The organism is Paenibacillus sp. FSL P4-0176 (assembly GCF_037975265.1).
GTDB classification, from domain to species: domain Bacteria; phylum Bacillota; class Bacilli; order Paenibacillales; family Paenibacillaceae; genus Paenibacillus; species Paenibacillus amylolyticus.
The window spans coordinates 3,698,933-3,715,871 of sequence record NZ_CP150242.1; the positions used below are offsets into that span (position 1 = coordinate 3,698,933).

General features: G+C 43.4%; 11 protein-coding genes. 7 read left to right on the plus strand and 4 right to left on the minus strand.

Annotated features, from left to right (window positions below; all coding sequences use genetic code 11):
• Window positions 1-7 precede the first annotated feature (7 nt).
• Genes MKY95_RS16665 through MKY95_RS16675 form a run of 3 tightly spaced genes read left to right on the plus strand, consistent with a single transcriptional unit; the run spans window position 8 to window position 4,275 of the window.
• Entirely contained in the window at window positions 8-901 is an 894-nt protein-coding gene (locus MKY95_RS16665) for a carbohydrate ABC transporter permease (protein WP_100527586.1), read from the plus strand.
• Between the two features lie 22 nt (window positions 902-923).
• Window positions 924-2,552, plus strand: coding sequence for an alpha-glucosidase (locus tag MKY95_RS16670; RefSeq protein WP_339193438.1), 1,629 nt, complete (start codon window positions 924-926; stop codon window positions 2,550-2,552).
• A gap of 52 nt (window positions 2,553-2,604) precedes the next feature.
• Window positions 2,605-4,275, plus strand: a complete 1,671-nt coding sequence (locus MKY95_RS16675; RefSeq protein ID WP_339193440.1) for an alpha-glucosidase — start codon at window positions 2,605-2,607, stop codon at window positions 4,273-4,275.
• Window positions 4,276-4,379: 104 nt separating this feature from the next.
• Here the strand turns inward: MKY95_RS16675 and MKY95_RS16680 are convergent, their stop codons facing one another.
• Both MKY95_RS16680 and MKY95_RS16685 read right to left on the minus strand, forming a co-directional pair.
• Window positions 4,380-4,661 carry a GNAT family N-acetyltransferase gene (locus MKY95_RS16680; RefSeq protein WP_036615433.1) on the minus strand — a complete coding sequence of 94 codons (282 nt, stop codon included), beginning with the start codon at window positions 4,659-4,661 and terminating at the stop codon, window positions 4,380-4,382.
• A complete protein-coding gene (locus MKY95_RS16685) occupies window positions 4,654-4,905 on the minus strand; it encodes a (4Fe-4S)-binding protein (protein WP_339193442.1) in 252 nt (83 codons plus the stop codon). The genes MKY95_RS16680 and MKY95_RS16685 overlap by 8 nt, the downstream gene beginning before the upstream one ends.
• 577 nt (window positions 4,906-5,482) lie before the next feature.
• Between MKY95_RS16685 and MKY95_RS16690 the strand changes: the two genes are divergently transcribed.
• Window positions 5,483-6,061 (plus strand): YiiX/YebB-like N1pC/P60 family cysteine hydrolase, encoded by a 579-nt coding sequence (locus MKY95_RS16690; protein WP_165789882.1) that lies wholly within the window; start codon window positions 5,483-5,485, stop codon window positions 6,059-6,061.
• 63 nt (window positions 6,062-6,124) lie between these two features.
• Here MKY95_RS16690 and MKY95_RS16695 read toward each other — a convergent pair whose 3' ends face one another.
• Complete coding sequence (locus MKY95_RS16695) at window positions 6,125-6,496, minus strand: CcdC protein domain-containing protein (RefSeq protein ID WP_339199989.1); 372 nt, start codon at window positions 6,494-6,496, stop codon at window positions 6,125-6,127.
• A gap of 368 nt (window positions 6,497-6,864) precedes the next feature.
• On the opposite strand from MKY95_RS16695, the gene MKY95_RS16700 reads away from it, so the two are divergent.
• The 3 genes from MKY95_RS16700 (at window position 6,865) to MKY95_RS16710 (ending at window position 15,961) form a co-directional block, all read left to right on the plus strand.
• Complete coding sequence (locus MKY95_RS16700; protein ID WP_339193445.1) at window positions 6,865-7,422, plus strand: cupin domain-containing protein; 558 nt, start codon at window positions 6,865-6,867, stop codon at window positions 7,420-7,422.
• 437 nt (window positions 7,423-7,859) lie between these two features.
• The gene (locus tag MKY95_RS16705; RefSeq protein ID WP_339193447.1) at window positions 7,860-12,251 is read left to right on the plus strand and encodes an AAA family ATPase; all 4,392 of its coding nucleotides are present in this window, start codon (window positions 7,860-7,862) and stop codon (window positions 12,249-12,251) included.
• A 182-nt stretch (window positions 12,252-12,433) separates the two neighbouring features.
• Window positions 12,434-15,961 carry an S-layer homology domain-containing protein gene (locus tag MKY95_RS16710; RefSeq protein WP_339193448.1) on the plus strand — a complete coding sequence of 1,176 codons (3,528 nt, stop codon included), beginning with the start codon at window positions 12,434-12,436 and terminating at the stop codon, window positions 15,959-15,961.
• A 115-nt stretch (window positions 15,962-16,076) separates the two neighbouring features.
• Here MKY95_RS16710 and MKY95_RS16715 read toward each other — a convergent pair whose 3' ends face one another.
• On the minus strand, window positions 16,077-16,916 hold the full coding sequence (locus MKY95_RS16715; RefSeq protein WP_339193450.1) for an alpha/beta hydrolase: 840 nt from the start codon (window positions 16,914-16,916) through the stop codon (window positions 16,077-16,079).
• Window positions 16,917-16,939 lie beyond the last annotated feature (23 nt).

Genomic DNA, 16,939 nt, shown 5'->3' on the forward strand with positions numbered 1-16,939 from the left:
CAAACCTGTGTCCTATTCTGCAAACTTAAAAGATCGAATTGGCCGGTTTGCCATCTATGCCATCGTCATCATGCTGGCATTGGTCTGCCTTCTTCCGTTATGGAATATCGTCGCCATTTCATTCAGCAGCAGCGAGGCAGTATCCGCGAACGCAGTAGGTCTCGTTCCAGTTAATTTCACAACAGCAGCGTATACCAAAATTATCGAAGATGCACAGTTCTGGCGCTCCTTTGGTATATCCGTTCTACGTGTTGCGCTAGCTCTTGTGCTTAACATGATTCTGATTATTTTAATGGCTTATCCGCTATCCAAATCAAAAAGAGATTTTAAAGGCAGAAACATTTATATGAATATCATGATTTTTGCCATGTTGTTCAGTGGAGGCATGATTCCCAGTTACCTGCTGATCAAAAACCTGGATATGCTGAATACGATCTGGGCACTTGTTCTGCCAGGCGCTGTCCCGATATTCAGTGTCATTCTCGTGATGAATTTCTTCTCCGCTGTACCTAAAGCGCTTGAAGAAGCAGCATTCATCGATGGGGCCAATCCGCTCCAGGTCTTGTTCAAAGTGTATGTTCCCGTATCCATTCCTGCACTGGCGACAGTCGCCTTATTCAGTATCGTGGGTACGTGGAATGACTTTTTCGGCGGGTTGATCTATATGACCAAAGTGAGTAATTATCCGCTAATGACCTATATTCAATCCCTTAACGTGAATATTGCTGATTTGCTTCAAGCTGGCACCAATTCCAGCGAACTCAGTAACCTGACTGAAATATCGAACAAAAACCTGAATGCAGCCAAAATCGTAGTTGCTGTTATCCCGCTATTGCTGATTTATCCCTTGCTTCAAAAATACTTTGTGACTGGTATTGTCGTAGGATCGGTCAAAGAATAACCTTAGAGAGGTTGAATGGAACATGGAAAATAAAAAATGGTGGAAAGAAACCGTTGTATATCAAATATATCCACGGAGCTTTCAAGATCACAACGTAGATGGCATCGGCGACTTGAAGGGCATTGTATCCCGATTGGATTATTTGCAGGAACTCGGCATCGGTGCGATCTGGTTATCACCTGTCTGCAAGTCTCCTCAAGATGATTACGGATATGATATTTCAGATTATCAGGATATCGATCCGATGTTTGGGTCTTTGGAAGATATGGAAACATTAATTCAGGAGGCCGGGAAACGAGACATTCGAATCATTATGGATTTGGTGTTGAACCATACATCGGATGAACACCCCTGGTTTCTAGAAGCCAAAAAAGGTAAAGACAATCCGTACCATGACTACTACATCTGGAGAGATGGCGTTGATGGAACGCCCCCAAACGACTTGGGGTCCACCTTCGGTGGTTCAGCCTGGAAATGGGTGCCTGAGATCGGGCAATATTATTTACATCTGTTTTCCGTAAAACAGCCAGATCTCAACTGGGAAAACCCCAAAGTCCGGCAGGAAATATACAACATGATCAACTGGTGGATCGACAAGGGTGTGGGTGGTTTTCGCCTTGACGTGATCGACTTAATCGGTAAAGAACCGGATTTGAAGATTACGGGAAACGGACCTAATTTGCATAAATATATCAGGGAACTGAGCAAGGAGACGTTTCAAAAAGCGGAAGACCTGCTAACGGTTGGAGAAACATGGGGCGCCACTCCGGAAATCGCCAAACTGTACAGTAATCCAGACGGAAGTGAGTTTTCAATGGTCTTCCAATTTGAACACATCAGCTTGGATGAACAAGAAGGCAAAGGAAAGTGGGATCTTAAACCTTTGGATGTGATGGCATTAAAAAAAGTGCTGTCCAAGTGGCAGACGGAGCTCAAGGGTGATGCCTGGAACAGTCTATTCTGGAACAACCATGACTTGCCACGTATCGTATCTCGTTGGGGAAATGATGGAGAATTCAGAGTTGAATCGGCTAAAATGTTGGCTACCCTTCTTCATGGCATGCAAGGTACGCCTTACATATATCAGGGTGAAGAGCTGGGTATGACGAATGTTCAATATGCGATCGAGGATTATCGGGATATTGAATTGCTCAACTTTTATAAGGAAAGAATGGAGAAAGGTTATCCTGAACAAAGCGTGATGGAGTCGATCTACGCCAAGGGCCGCGATAATGCACGCACACCTATGCAATGGGATACTTCGGATAACTCGGGTTTTACACAAGGGGAACCTTGGATTAAGGTGAATCCAAATTATAAGCATATCCATGCCGAGGAAAGTTTGAATAACCCTGAATCCATATTCCATTATTACCGGAAGTTAATCCAACTCAGAAAAGATCATGAAGTCATCGTATATGGTGATTATGAGCTCATCTTTCCAGAGAACCCAGACGTGTTTGCTTATACCCGAACGTTGAATAGTACGACAATTCTTGTGGTATGCAATTTCCAAGGATATACGACTGAACTTCCGCTTCAGGAGCAATTGACAGAGACGAATCAGCTTTTGATAGCTAACTATACAGGTGAACTCTCGGAGAGCGAATTACGTCCATATGAAGCAAGAATGTACCTTATTCATAATTAAAGCATAATACGTTATATAATGTTCAGTTCTCAAGAAAGAAGGATTATATTCAATGAAAAGAGTATGGTGGAAAGAAGCAGTAGCTTATCAAATCTATCCGAGAAGTTTTATGGATTCCAACGGAGATGGGGTTGGTGACATCAAGGGGATCATATCTAAACTGGATTATATTCAAGATCTCGGTATTGATCTGATATGGATCTGTCCGATGTATAAGTCACCTAACGACGATAATGGTTATGACATCAGTGATTACTGTTCCATTATGGATGAATTCGGCACGATGGCGGACTTTGATCAATTACTGCATGAAGTGCATCACCGCGGCATGAAACTCATCATGGACTTGGTGATCAATCATACAAGTGACGAACATCCGTGGTTTATTGAATCCAGAGCTTCGCTGGATAACCCCAAACGGGATTGGTACATCTGGAGAGATGGGAAGAATGGAGACGAACCAAATAACTGGGAGAGCATCTTTGGCGGTTCTGCATGGGAATATGATGATGTCTCCGGACAGTACTATCTCCATCTGTTCTCCAAGAAACAACCAGACTTGAATTGGGCAAATAAAGACGTTCGGAAATCCATATATGAAATGATGAATTGGTGGCTGGATAAAGGGATTGATGGTTTCCGTGTGGATGCAATCAGCCATATTCACAAAGAAGAGGGCCTCTTGGACATGCCAATAATAGAAGGCGTCAAATACATCTCTTCATTTGAAAAGCATATGAATGTGAAGGGAATCCAGAGTTATCTGCAAGAAATGAAAGAGAACACATTATCCAGATATGACGTCGTGACTGTTGGGGAAGCGAATGGAGTTAAGGTGGAGGACCAAGAAGATCTGCTGGATTGGATCTGTGAAGTCAGAGGGAAATTTAATATGGTCTTTCAATTCGAACACCTGGACCTTTGGAAAAACAGTACAGACAGGCAACTGGATGTTCCCAAATTGAAAAACGTCTTGACCAAGTGGCAAAAATCACTGGAAGGCGTAGGCTGGAATGCTTTATTTATTGAAAATCACGATCAGCCTCGCAAAGTTTCATCTTGGGGAAATGATACGGAGTATTGGTATGAAAGTGCCACAGCACTTGGAGCCATGTACTTTTTCATGCAAGGAACCCCTTTCATATATCAGGGGCAAGAGATAGGCATGACAAACGTGGCTTACCCATCCATAGCGGATTATAACGACATAGCCGATCGGAATTTATATCAGATCAAACGCGAAGAGGGGATGTCGCATGAGGAGATCATGAACATCATCTGGGCTTCGAGTCGCGATAACTCCAGAACACCGATGCAGTGGTCTTCGGCCAAAGAGGCCGGGTTTACCAGTGGAACACCATGGCTGAAGGTGAATGACAATTACATTAATATTAATGTAGAGAAACAACTCCAGGAACCACGTTCTATTCTTCAATTTTATAAAGAAATGATTCAGCTGCGAAAAGAGCACGATACGCTGACTTATGGGATCTATGAGCTTCATATGCCGGATCATCCGAGTGTATATGCATATACACGTACACTGGCAGATCAACAGGTGCTGGTAGTAATCAATCTTTCTGAACACATGGTGGAGCTTGAGGAAGATGAGCTTGGCCTCAACTTCTCAGAGATCTGGCTTACCAACTATGAGAATGGCTTGCTGCCACTGGTGTTGCGACCGTTTGAAACTATTGTTGGATTAAGCGATATAGTAAAGTAAAGTAGGATACGTAAAAAGAAAAAGGCGCCTATATCATTCAGAAAATGATATAGACGCCTTTTATTGTTGTATAACCACATGAAAATTAGCTGCGAATATTCGTTTTATTGATGGAGAACATCCGCGTATTCGGAAATACGTTCGAAACGTCCCTTGGCAAACGGACATAGAGGTAAAATCTTAATACCGTTTTCCCGCGCGTATTCCACCATAGCTTTGATAAGTTCATCGCCAAGCCCTTGTCCTCGGTAAGCATTTTCCACCAAAGTGTGATCGATTATGTATAGCTCTGGACTCGAGATTACATAGGTCATCACCGCAGCAATGTCACCGTTATCTTGAATAAGAAATCTTTTATTGGCAGGTTCATGTTCTACGTTATGCATGTTCATCCTCTTTCTTTGTTGAATATTCACCGTCCAGAAGCTTATACGTCAATGCTCCGCTTGGACATGTGTCAATATGCCGGGCAATGGCCTCCGAAGTGTCACCATCAGGATCAACCCAAGGACGCTTGCTTAAATCAAAAACAGCAGGAAGGCCCTTTACGCAAATACCGGAATGAATGCAGACTTCCGAATTAAACATAACCTCGATATCTTTACCGTAATATAATCTCTCTTTAACCATAGTGCACTCACATCTTTCACTGTTGAGTTTGTTACAGATCGATAGCCCAAACATACATGGTAAGCCATGTCTACCAGGCTCTTAATGTCCGAATTATAAATGAGGAATCGTTAATAAGTCAACGTAACGAATCTCCTAATACGTTGGTGGAAGCTACCTTTCACAAGAGAATAATGGGCTTCGGAAGATATTCAACTTATCGCAGACAAGCTTGAACAACTGAACGACGGGATCCCACCTTCATGCTCGACAATTTAAGTATTTGAGATTACTGGGAAAACGAAAGATCGATCTATTGGGTGATGTGCTGTCTCGCTATCATATTTCAATTTACGTGGTGGTCATAGCGTTGACCTTCTGCATTTCTGGTAGGATGGCGTGCGTACATGCAGAAAAATAACGTAACGAAGTGGTATTACCAGCGAATTACGACTTTGTTTGGACGATTGACCAAAGGGATGCGCATTATTTGCGGTCAGTTGCGTGAAAGGGGACCCGTGTCGAGGAGTAAGAATATAATAGAAGACCTGATTGCTGGGTATGTTAAAAGGTAAACGAAACGAAGGGATGTATGGTCATGGAGTCAAGTCAATATCTAAATATCCGAGATCAAATTAAAAATGGAGATTTTCTATTTTGTAGTGGTAACGGACCAATGAGTGAATTAATAAAAAAAGCAACCAATTCCCCTTATAGTCACGTTGCTTTGCTGATGTGGTTCCACGATCGTCTTATGGTTCTAGAAAGTGTTGAGACAATTGGCGTGCACATGGTGCCGTTATCATCCTATGTACAAAATTATAACAATACAAATAAGCCTTATAATGGGGATGTATTTATCGGTCGACATAACATTCTTTCTGATCTACTCGTTAGCCCAAATACAGAAAAAACCACAACGTTACGTATCATGCAACGAGCCCTAGATTTATTGGGGAAAAAATATGGAACCAAAGATTTAGCAAAGATAGCGTTAAGGCTTACTACGGGTATAGGTAGACGAGAAGATGACGATGAATACATCTGTTCAGAGTATGTAGCAGAGTGTCTTCGTCCGGTAGGAATATCTTTTACAAACATTGGAGGGTTTACTGTTCCTAAGCAAATAGCGGAGGATCCAATGGTAGATATCTGGAGTAGAATTATCGTAAATTAATACTCAATCCCAATTTTGTGCTTTGCTCTATCGAGGGGAAAGAAGATGGCCCTTTTGAAGTCGCTATATAGCGGCTTTTTTTGTTTTATCGATACAAGTTCTTCTCCCTAGCCAAGGACAAGAACTTGTAATGATTGCCAAGATAAACAGGGCGATTACATTATTCAGGAATCCCAGTGTTTTGGGATCAATGTCTGTGATGAACATGAAGTCAAAAAAGCGGATCCCAAAGATAACAACGATGAAAACATAAAGAGATACGTTTCTTTTATAATACATCCAGCCATCTGATTTCCGTTCAAATTGCGTCACCAGAATTAATGGGATCGATAGAATCGCACCTATTGCAACCGAGCTAATAATTCTGCCAGTTGTAATCACCAGCGCAGGGTCAAACAACTCAAACAAAGATGTAGAGATATATAAGATCGGAATTACCCCCCCTCAAAATTAGCAGGACAATTAGTATCGAGATTGTTAAAGATAATACATTCATAGTAAGCACCTCGTCTGTTTTTTGTGTAACCTAAGTATCGAGGATATTTAAATTTTTCATAAGTGAACAAAGTCATTCGTTTGGATGACTTTTGTCATCTTCCCGACAGGATAGAGCGTCACAGCTAGAAGTATATTAGTTATCATTCTTTTCATGGCAGTGTACTACTTTCGTATGACTACAAGCTCCTATATTTCTCTCTACAATGTTAGATGGGATTGAATTATAGGAGCTTTTTTTGTGCGAAGACAATCAGGATACTTTTATCGGTTGTTGTGCAATGAATGAATACAAGGAGCGATTATCAGTGAAACAAACGGTTACGAATAAAGTGACAGGTGAACAAATTACGTTTATAGAGACGGCAAAGGATACGAACGGTGAATATTTATTAATTGAGGTCACACTTCCACCACGTGGCAAAGGTCCACCCCTACATATTCATGATCACTTCGAAGAGGAATTTGAAGTGATCGCTGGTTCGCTCACAGTTACCTTGGGTAAAACAAAGCACTTGTTAGTGACTGGTGAACGTTGCGTTGCCCCGCTCAGAACGCCACATACATTTACAAATGATCACGATCATCCTGTTGTATTTCGCGTTCGATTAACGCCACCAAGCAAGTTCGAGCAATCCGTACGCATTCATTACGGACTTATGGACGATGGATTAACCGATGAGAAGGGCAATCCTAAATCTCTCGCCCATACCGCTTTAGTATTAACATTACAAAACACACTGATCATTGGTATTCCACTCTGGCTGCAACGCTGCCTCTTTGGACTAATCATTAAGCGTGCCCGCAAAAAAAGGCATTTATGCATCGCTAGAAAAGTATACCGGACAGGAAGTCTGAATAGATGAACGATGAAGAGTTAGCGGTTCCAACAACTATTGAAGCACCTAATCGGGAGCGCCACCACACTCACACCGAAAGCAGCTATCACCCGAGCTGAAGTTGCCGTCGTTATTCAATGACTGCTAAAAAAATCGGAGTTGATCTAATAACACTGATCACAGATTACTAGACCAAGAATTAATAACATTATAATAAAAGGCGTTTGCTCAGAAATTGAGCAAACGCCTTTTATTATTTAAGTTCTAACCATTCATACCTATTTAAAAGCGTAACGTCTGCTTCCTCTTCCTATATTACGTAAGCTAGACTCTACATGCATCATAGATTAAAATTCATTTAAGTAAGTATCTTAATAAATCCATTTCATCAAACCAAAATTTTGATTATTAAATTCTGATACATATCATTTTCCCGAAACGAAATATAACTTAGATAGGTGTGCATGAACATCAAGATTTTAAGAGACTACATCACAGATCCCCCAATAGAGCTTACTATGTTCATTGAACTATCTATTATACTGGCCGAAATGGTGCAGCGTGAACACGAGCAGAATAGGATCATTGGATACCTTAGCCCTGACCATATCAGTGTGCAGTGGCAGGGGAAAACGGCGCATATAACCTGGCATACGGAAAGTCATGCAGCTTATCATTCTCCAGAGCAATTTGCACGACTCAATCTCGTGCCGAGTGAACGCAGTGATCTCTACGCATTAGGTGTTATTCTCTACGAGTTGTTGACCGGGCAATTGCCTTTTCATGCTGACAATGATGACAACTGGGATACCGTACACACCCGTAAGGTTCCTCATCCTTTATCCGATATTCGACCGGACTTAGACGAAACACTGCAAGCGATACTGATGAAATTACTTGCCAAATCACAGGTGGAGCGTTATCAGAGTACATATGGGGTGCTTGAAGATCTGAAGTTGTATCAGAACCTGATGGATAACCATGGAGTGTTTACGCCATTGGAAGTGGGACGTTTCGATAAAATCCGGACGCTTTCCCTATCCGATTCGTGGTATGGACGTCGTGCCGAAGTGGTGCAAATGGAGACCGGACTGGAACAGGCTTTTCAAGGAATGAATGCCTTTCGTTGGGTAATAGGCAAAGAGGGAACGGGTAAAACGACGCTTGTCCATAGAATCCAACAAAACGTCGTGCGGCATGGAGGCCGGCTGATTACTATGAAAGCGGAACCTTCTCAACAAAACATGCGGTTTGGTCCGATCCTTCAGGGGATGCGGGAATGGATCTATCAACTGTGGAGTGAGCCGGTTGAAATCATTACACGTCTGAAATCCAAACTTCAAGCCGAGTTCGAACCAGAAATGCAGGTAATCGTCTCCTGCTGGCCCGAGGCCAAACTATTGTTCAACAACGATGCGAAAGTATCGCATATCTCGGACGCTGCGAAGGTCTGGGACCGGTTTGAAGAATTACTGCCCGACTTGATCTGTTGTATGGCTGAAAGCAAACCACCGCTTGTTCTGTTTATGGACAATCTACAGTGGATCGACAAAGGTACACAAGACGTCATTCGAGAACTTGCATTATCACAAAAAGCGCATGGATTATTCCTAATCGGGGCTTATCGTACGGAGGAGATGATCACTTCCGCTGAGGATGAAGCGAATGCTGATCAAGAGGAATTTCTGATTTGGTTAAGCCAAAGATGCCGTGCGAATCCAGAGGAACAAGTGACTCTGCTTCCGCTGGCTTACGAGGATGTGAGGAAACTGATCTCTGATGTTCTATATGAGAAATCCGCTCGCATTCAACTTCTGGCACGGTCTGTCTATGATCAGACAGGTGGTAATCCCGGCTCGGTTCGTCTCTTACTGGAGGAATGGTTAAAGGAGAACAGACTACACTTTGACGAGGAACGACGTCAGTGGGTATGGGACTCAGAAATAACCCGGCAACGAAGCAGGTCGGAAGAACATCTACGGCTGCTGGAGATAAGCTTCTCCAAGCTTGAGGAAGATCGGAAGGAGTTCATTGCTATGGCGGCTGCAATAGGTCCGGTATTTCAGTTAACACTCTTGGCCGAAGTGTGTGGCATAGCAGTGGATAGGGTATTCCGTAATCTTCAAGAGGCGGAAGCAAAAGGATTTATTTATCAGGAAGACGAAGCAGGACAAGAACATGGACAGGATTCAACTTATGTGTTTGCCCATGAGTTCATTCACCGAATGGCATATGCCTTCGATTCAGGACGCAATATCCACCGACACCTAGCAATTGGACGTATGCTACTAGATCGCACGTCAGAGTCGCGTGATGACCTGTCAAGAACAGCGATTGATCATCTGAACTTGGCTGCTTCGGTATTATCGGAGCAAGAAACGAAGCAATTAATCGAGCACAATCTTCAAGCGGGACAAGAGGCGTTGACATCCGCGCGTTATGCGAAAGGGAAGCATTATGCCGAAAATGGGCTTCATCTGTTGGCAACATGCAAAGTTGATGTACCAGATACACTCGATGTCGGATTGCAGCTGGTATTAGCATGGACGGAGTATATGGGTGGCAATAGTGCACGGGCGAAAAAACTGCTGGTGGACTTGAACCAAGACAGCGATCGACTGAGCCGATCAGAGCGGCTCAAAATCTGGGCACCTTTAATCCAATTCCATGCACTCGCGGACAATGAGACTGCGGTTCAATTTGGAATGGAGGCGCTAGGATCCTATGGTTGGAAGCTTGAGAAGAAAAGTACACTGTTGTCTATAGGCAAGGAAGTGACCCGAACCGCGATCCTCTTACATCGAAAACGGGAGAAGCATCTTCTGCTGTCCGACCCACTCGATGAGGATTATGAAGAATTATGCCATGTAATGGAGCTGTTGTTTCTTCCATTGCTTGCACACGATGCGCGATCGCTTCTGGAATTGTATGCCCGATTTATTCGTTATGGGTTGCATAAAGGGGTGAATGAGTCCCTAGCCGCAATGATCGGTGCATACGAACTGATTGTGCAAAGGTCATTTCCGAGCTTTGTTCGAGCGACTCCGATTGCTGAGCAGGTGTTCCTGCAAATCGCCAACACCTCTACATTCAGGAAAAAGCATGTATTTACGTTTCTGAGCGGAATGATCAAGCAAATGGACAGTCCTTTGGAATCTTCTGTTGTCCTGTTCATTGCGATGCGTCAAGCGATGGAAGCCGGTGATCATGACTTTGCTAATCCTGCCTTAATTTTCAGTGTTATGTGTAATCATGGGAATGTATATGCCCTGAATGATTTGCTCCAATACTTTGAGGAGAACATGCGACAGGTTGCCGACGACAAGATACTGGACATGATGCGGCTGACGAGCAGTTACGCAGCAGTGCTGCAAGACGATTCTTTGATCGACAGTTTTGTTACTATTCCACAAGTGCCGGCTGACAGCGAGTTTGAGCAACAGGACGAGGATAACTATAGCTGTGGTCGCCGGCTCGAGGTGGCGTATCTGTCGGGCAGGTACAAGGAAGCGCTATATTGGTCGCAGCGAGGAAGGGGAAACGAATTACATCTGGATTGGATGCAAATTCGTAAACACCGCGTTTTCGAGGCTTTGACGTTAACTGGATCTTATTTCGAGACGAATAGAGAGGACCGTAAGCGGATCCGGAAGGCCATACGCGCGCAATTGCGATTAATGAAGAGTTGGCGAGGATTCTTGGACAGTACGTCCTCCGCATACTTGCTAATCAAAGCAGAGGCTGAACGGATCTCAGGGAATTCGGTGAGCGCCATGCAACAATATACGGCTGCAATCAGGCTAGCGAGAATCGAGAAATACGTGCTGCTGGAAGCCATTGCTTGCGAACGGCTTGCGGTATGTTATCAAGATGATCTGCTCAGCCGATCCGGAGCGGCAATTACGATGATGGATGCATGTGCGGCATACGCCGAATGGGGAATCACCTTCAAAGTAACTCAGATTAGAAGCAGAGATGCTAAATTGCTGGACCCGATATACAAGCGTTATGAAGGTCCTGTATTACAGGATCGAATCCAAATGACTCAAACCGGCACATCGTTACCTCACCAGAACGGCTCCAAGACGGGTGAAGGCTTGAAGAGTGAAGAGGAACTCGAGCTTTTGCAACGACTCATCCATGGGTTAGCACAGCAGAATAAGGTCGATTGGAAGGTAAATCTATTGGAAACGGCTTTACGACAAGCCGGAGCAGAGCGTGGTCTGTTGTTGAAGCGTCAAAATAATGAATTCGATATTGAAGCTAGTCGTTCTGACTGGACTGATCAGGAAAACGGAGCCGGCCTGTATGCGGAGAGCGTCTTACGTCATACAACGATGACGGGAAAACCGCTAATTTTGCATGATGCGCTTCAGAGTTTTTGGGTGAAGGATGCTTATATTGCAGCAAGAAAACAGAGGTCGATTCTATGCATGTCCATTGATGCTCCGGGAGAACAAACTTCCTATCTACTCTACTTGGAAAATCGACAGATGCCGGGTGTGTTCACAAAGAGGGATGTTCAGATGTTGGAGCTTTTTGCGACACGGATCATATATCTCAAACTGCTGCAAGACGAAGCTGCGAATACAACAATCCCGAGTGCTTTCGAAAGTAAGGCCTCGTCTGTGGTTCCTAGTCCCAGTCAACCAGGGCTGACGGAACCGCTGACGGAACGAGAAACGGAAATTATAACAGCAATTGCAAAAGGCTTGTCGAACAGAGAGATTGCCGAACTCTTTGGGATCGCAGAGACGACGGTCAAGACACATACATCTAGAATATACGGCAAGTTGGGTGTAAAACGGCGGGGGCAAGCTGTCCTACGTGCCAGAGAGCTACAATTGATAGAGTGACAAACAAGGAAGCGAGCCTTAAGGGGCCGCTTCCTTGTTTGTTAAGACGGACGACAATCTTTTTTATGGAGTACTACTTTAGTAGGACTTAAATATCCTCTGACGAGACTATGATGTTTAGATGGAGTCAAATGAAAAGAGGTCATTATGAACAATAACGAATTGTATGAAAGGAAGTGTACATGGTGAGAAAGAGAGTTGTCTCGATTGCGAGCTTGCTCGTTGTAATCGTGTTTATGGCATTTATCGTAATTTTTAATAATCAAAGTTTAGCTTCTGCCAATGTAGTTTCGTCACCTATTTTTGCAGCAGAGGATACAACTATCATTTATGAGTCTGGAATGATTTATGAGGATGGAAACCTCAGGTATCTGGATGTAGGCTATCAAGGAACATTTGGTGTTCCCTTAGAGGCTCAGGTATTACTAAAGTTTAATTTGCCAACAATCCCTGCAGGGTATGAAGTTGAAACTGCGAGTCTGTATCTGCCTGTAACAGGTGGTACTTTTCAGGCAACAACTAATTTTTCGCTAAAAGTTTCAACGAGTACAAATCATAGCTGGGCACAGGATAGTGGAATAACATCGCCACCAGCTCCAACGTCAGGTTCTACACAATCAAGATTATTATCCAATAATGTCCCCCAACTTAAACCTACATTAGCTCCGTTTAATTTTACTAGCTACATATCAAGGGAATCCGCGGAACCTGATCCTAGAGCAACCTTCATTCTATCGGGTATGACGGCTCAAGAAGCAGCTGAAGCAGGAATAACACATGCTGATCATTTTATACAAATGACCGAAAATCATGCACATGATGGCAGTTTGGGCCCGTATTTGATTATTACGTATTCTGAAATTGTTAATATTGAAATAACTGGAGTCGTAGATGGCGGTCTATACAATACAAATCCAACGCCAACATTCAACATCGGTACAGCAACTTTGAATGGAAGTCCATTTACAAGTGGAACACAAATTACTGCTGAAGGTTCATATACACTAACAGTTACAGCAGGCAGTCAATCAGAAACGATCCAATTCCAAATAGATAAGACCCCTCCGACTGGAACGGTCATAGTAAATCAAGGTAACCAATACACAAATAGTTCGTCTGTACTTATTTCAACAAGTCCTGATGCGGGAGTAACTGATATCACGCATATCCAATATTCGATTAATGGAACCCCATTTTCAGAAATACCTTATGTACCAGTCTTTTTGTTATCTATAGGAAGTAATGATGGAGAGAAGGTCTTAAAATTTAAACTAGTTGATCGTGCAGGGAACCAATCAACTGAATATCAAAGAACCATAACACGGGATACCGAAGTGCCAACAGGCTCTATTGTTATTAATAATGGCAACGTGTATACAACTAATCGTGAAATAACGCTTAATCTATCTTTAGGCAACGGTGTAACAGATGTGGTAGCGGTACAATTTTCTAATAACAATAGTTCTTGGTCAGGAGTTGAAGCCTTTAGTTCCATAAAGAGCTATACGTTACCAACTGGAGATGGTAATAAAACGGTGTATGTACGTTTAATTGATCGAGCAGGTAATATTACTGTAATTCATAATAGCATTATTTTGGATATAACAGCTCCAACAGGAACGCTAACACTTATAACCCCAAGTGTAACGAATGCAACTACTGTATTATTAACGGTAACAAGTAGTAATACGGATTATATGGAGTTAGGCGAGACGGGCCAAGATTACGGCGATTCAGTAGTGTATAGCGCTAGTCCACAATCGTATACATTGCAGGATACAGAGGAAGATGGCGTGAAGACGCTGCAGATTCGCTTATCTGATTTGGCAGGAAATACGACAGTGCTTACACAAACCGTAACACTGGATCGTGAAATACCAACAGGAACAGTCGTTGTGAATGAAGGTAAGACTTACGCAAATGATTCGGATGTAGCAGTTGAAGTGACACCAGCAGCGGGCGTAACAGATATTGTGAATATTCGCTATAGCGTTAACGGGTCAGCACCAACAACCATAGCGTATACGAATAACTTTACAATAGATGTAGGAAGTATAGATGGAGAGAAGGCAATTATTTTACAGCTTATTGACGGTGCAGGAAATGAATCAGTGGAGTACAGTTCAACGGTAACATTAGATACCGTACCACCCACAGGAATAGTTGCCATTAATGGAGGAGCTGCTTACGCAACAGATCGTGAAGTAACCCTCGGGTTTGCTTTAGGAGCAGGTGTTACGGATGTTGTAGCCGTGCAGTTCTCGAATGATGACACTACATGGTCAGCTGAACAGACTTATGAAGCAAGCATGAGCTATACATTGCCAGCAGGTGATGGCAGCAAGACGGTTTATGTTCGCTTCATCGACCGAGCAGGAAATATGGGCTCGGCCGAAGCAAGTATTGTACTGGACACTACAGCTCCGATCGTTACAGGTGTAACAGATGGAGAGAGCTATAATTCCTCCCGAACCATTACCTTTAATGAAGGTACAGCAACATTGAACGGGCAAAACTTTATAAGTGGCTCACCTGTGGACGCTGAAGGTTCCTATGTACTTGTTGTTACAGATGCCGCAGGTAATTCGATTACCCTAGCATTCACCATTATTAAATATAGCGTAGGCTATGACGGGAATGGAGCTACTGGAGGAGCGGTACCCCTAGATAGTCAAACCTATGAAGCGGGGAGCAGTGTAACCGTCGCCGATAATGTTGGAAGTCTAGTGAAGACTGGATTTACGTTGATTGGTTGGAATACGGAAGCAGATGGAAGTGGGAAAAGCTATGTAGCGAATGATGCTTTCCATATAAACGAAGCTGATGTCATGTTGTATGCGGCGTGGGAAATTAATCACTATACCTTGTCTTTTGAGTCAAATGGAGGAAGTCTGGTAGCGCTTCAGAATAAACCTTACAATGAACAGGCAACTGAACCGAGCACACCAACGAGACCAGGTTATACATTTGGTGGTTGGTTTAAGGAGACCTCTCTCACTAACCAGTGGAACTTTACGAAAGATGTCATTACAGCGGATAAGACGTTGTATGCGAAGTGGAGTATAAACAATCCTTCTAACAATAACGGAGGAGGAAGTAATCCACCGCCTCCTCAAAATTCAATACCGGTACCAACACCCAATCCGCAACCTACCCCAGAAGAACCCAAACCTGAGCCTGAACCACCTGTCGTTACTTTTGACGACCTTTCAGGACATTGGGCAAAAGGAATGATTGAGGAACTAGCAAGTCAAGGGATAATTGCAGGGTATCCAGACGGTTCTTTTCACCCGAATGAACACATCAAGCGCCATCATATGGCTCTACTATTCACACGTGCTTTCAAGTTTGAACCCATACGTGAGGCAGTTTCGTTTTCTGACGTATCACCAAGTCATCCTTACTATGAAGCCATCATGTCACTGCAACAAGCAGGAATAGTCGATGGAGCCAATGGGAATTTTAATCCAAACCATTCGCTGACTCGTGCAGAGATGGCTAAAATTTTGACGCTAGCCTTTGAGATCAAACCAGGTGGAACAGTTGCTTTCCAAGATGTTCCTACAACGCATTGGAGCTATGATTACATCGCTGCACTGGCAGAACTAGAGATTGTACTCGGGGATAACGGGAAATTTAAGCCGGATGAACCCGTGACGCGTGCACAGTTTGTGGCAATGATGTACCGAGCCTTGAATGTTATACAATAAGCATCTAATTACATTAATCAGCAACGTATTCCGAAGATACAAACCAAGGTTAAAGTAAATAGAAAAACACGAGGGACTGCATTCGCGCCTCGTGTTTTTTCTTTAGCATCCTAACTCACGGATGTTTATTGCAGAAACGGTCGATATACTCAGAACATTGCCCCGGCTCATCTTCCATGACAAAATGACCAGCTTTGGGAATGACATGTAGACAAGCATCAGGGATATCCTGGACAAGCCTCTTTGCATAAGCGAGGGGCTGCCATTCATCTTCTTCACCCCATAGAATTTGAACAGGGACATTCAGCTTGGGTAAATCTGTTCCATAGGATTCAGTATATTTTGCATTATAGTGAGCTACCTGATGGGAGAAAAAAGAGGCTTTGCCCAATGAACCTGCATGGGGTTCCAGATACGCATCAAGTGTATCGCCAGTCATAAGCTCTTTATTATACACTGCCATGGGTAATTGTTTCTTTAGCATGATATCAAAATCTGCACGGGGCATTTGTTCAACCTGTTCAAGCTGTTCTTCAATAATTTTCTTCCAGGTTGGTGAGGGCCACGAATCATAGCTGGGCATGTTGAGTAACGTAAGCGATTGTACACGCTCAGGCTGTTCCAAGGCTAGTTGGACTCCAACAATTCCACCTAGATCGTGGGCTGCGACATGTAACCGATCCATTCCGAGTGCGTCTAAAAGCTGACTAAACAGCGCATATTGTGCTGCCACAGAAGTATTTGCTTCGAGTGGTCTTTCGGATGCTCCATATCCAAGAAGGTCATGTACGTAGACTTTATACCCTTTTTGAACCAGCGCGGGTATTACTTTTCTCCATTCATAGCTATAAGAGGGTGTTCCGTGAAGGAGCCATATGGGAGAGCCTTCTCCGTATTGCTCATAAGCGATTCGATATCCATTAATCAAGATGGATGACGTTGCTACTGTTTGCATAGTGATTACTCCCTTCCATAAAC

Bases quoted from the DNA above. Each gene is read 5' to 3' on its own strand.
- MKY95_RS16685 (WP_339193442.1), bottom strand. From the start codon at position 4,905: ATGGTTAAAGAGAGATTATATTACGGTAAAGATATCGAGGTTATGTTT.
- MKY95_RS16670 (WP_339193438.1), top strand. From the start codon at position 924: ATGGAAAATAAAAAATGGTGGAAAGAAACCGTTGTATATCAAATATAT.
- MKY95_RS16680 (WP_036615433.1), bottom strand. From the start codon at position 4,661: ATGCATAACGTAGAACATGAACCTGCCAATAAAAGATTTCTTATTCAA.
- MKY95_RS16715 (WP_339193450.1), bottom strand. From the start codon at position 16,916: ATGCAAACAGTAGCAACGTCATCCATCTTGATTAATGGATATCGAATC.
- MKY95_RS16690 (WP_165789882.1), top strand. From the start codon at position 5,483: ATGGAGTCAAGTCAATATCTAAATATCCGAGATCAAATTAAAAATGGA.
- MKY95_RS16675 (WP_339193440.1), top strand. From the start codon at position 2,605: ATGAAAAGAGTATGGTGGAAAGAAGCAGTAGCTTATCAAATCTATCCG.
- MKY95_RS16710 (WP_339193448.1), top strand. From the start codon at position 12,434: ATGGTGAGAAAGAGAGTTGTCTCGATTGCGAGCTTGCTCGTTGTAATC.
- MKY95_RS16705 (WP_339193447.1), top strand. From the start codon at position 7,860: ATGAACATCAAGATTTTAAGAGACTACATCACAGATCCCCCAATAGAG.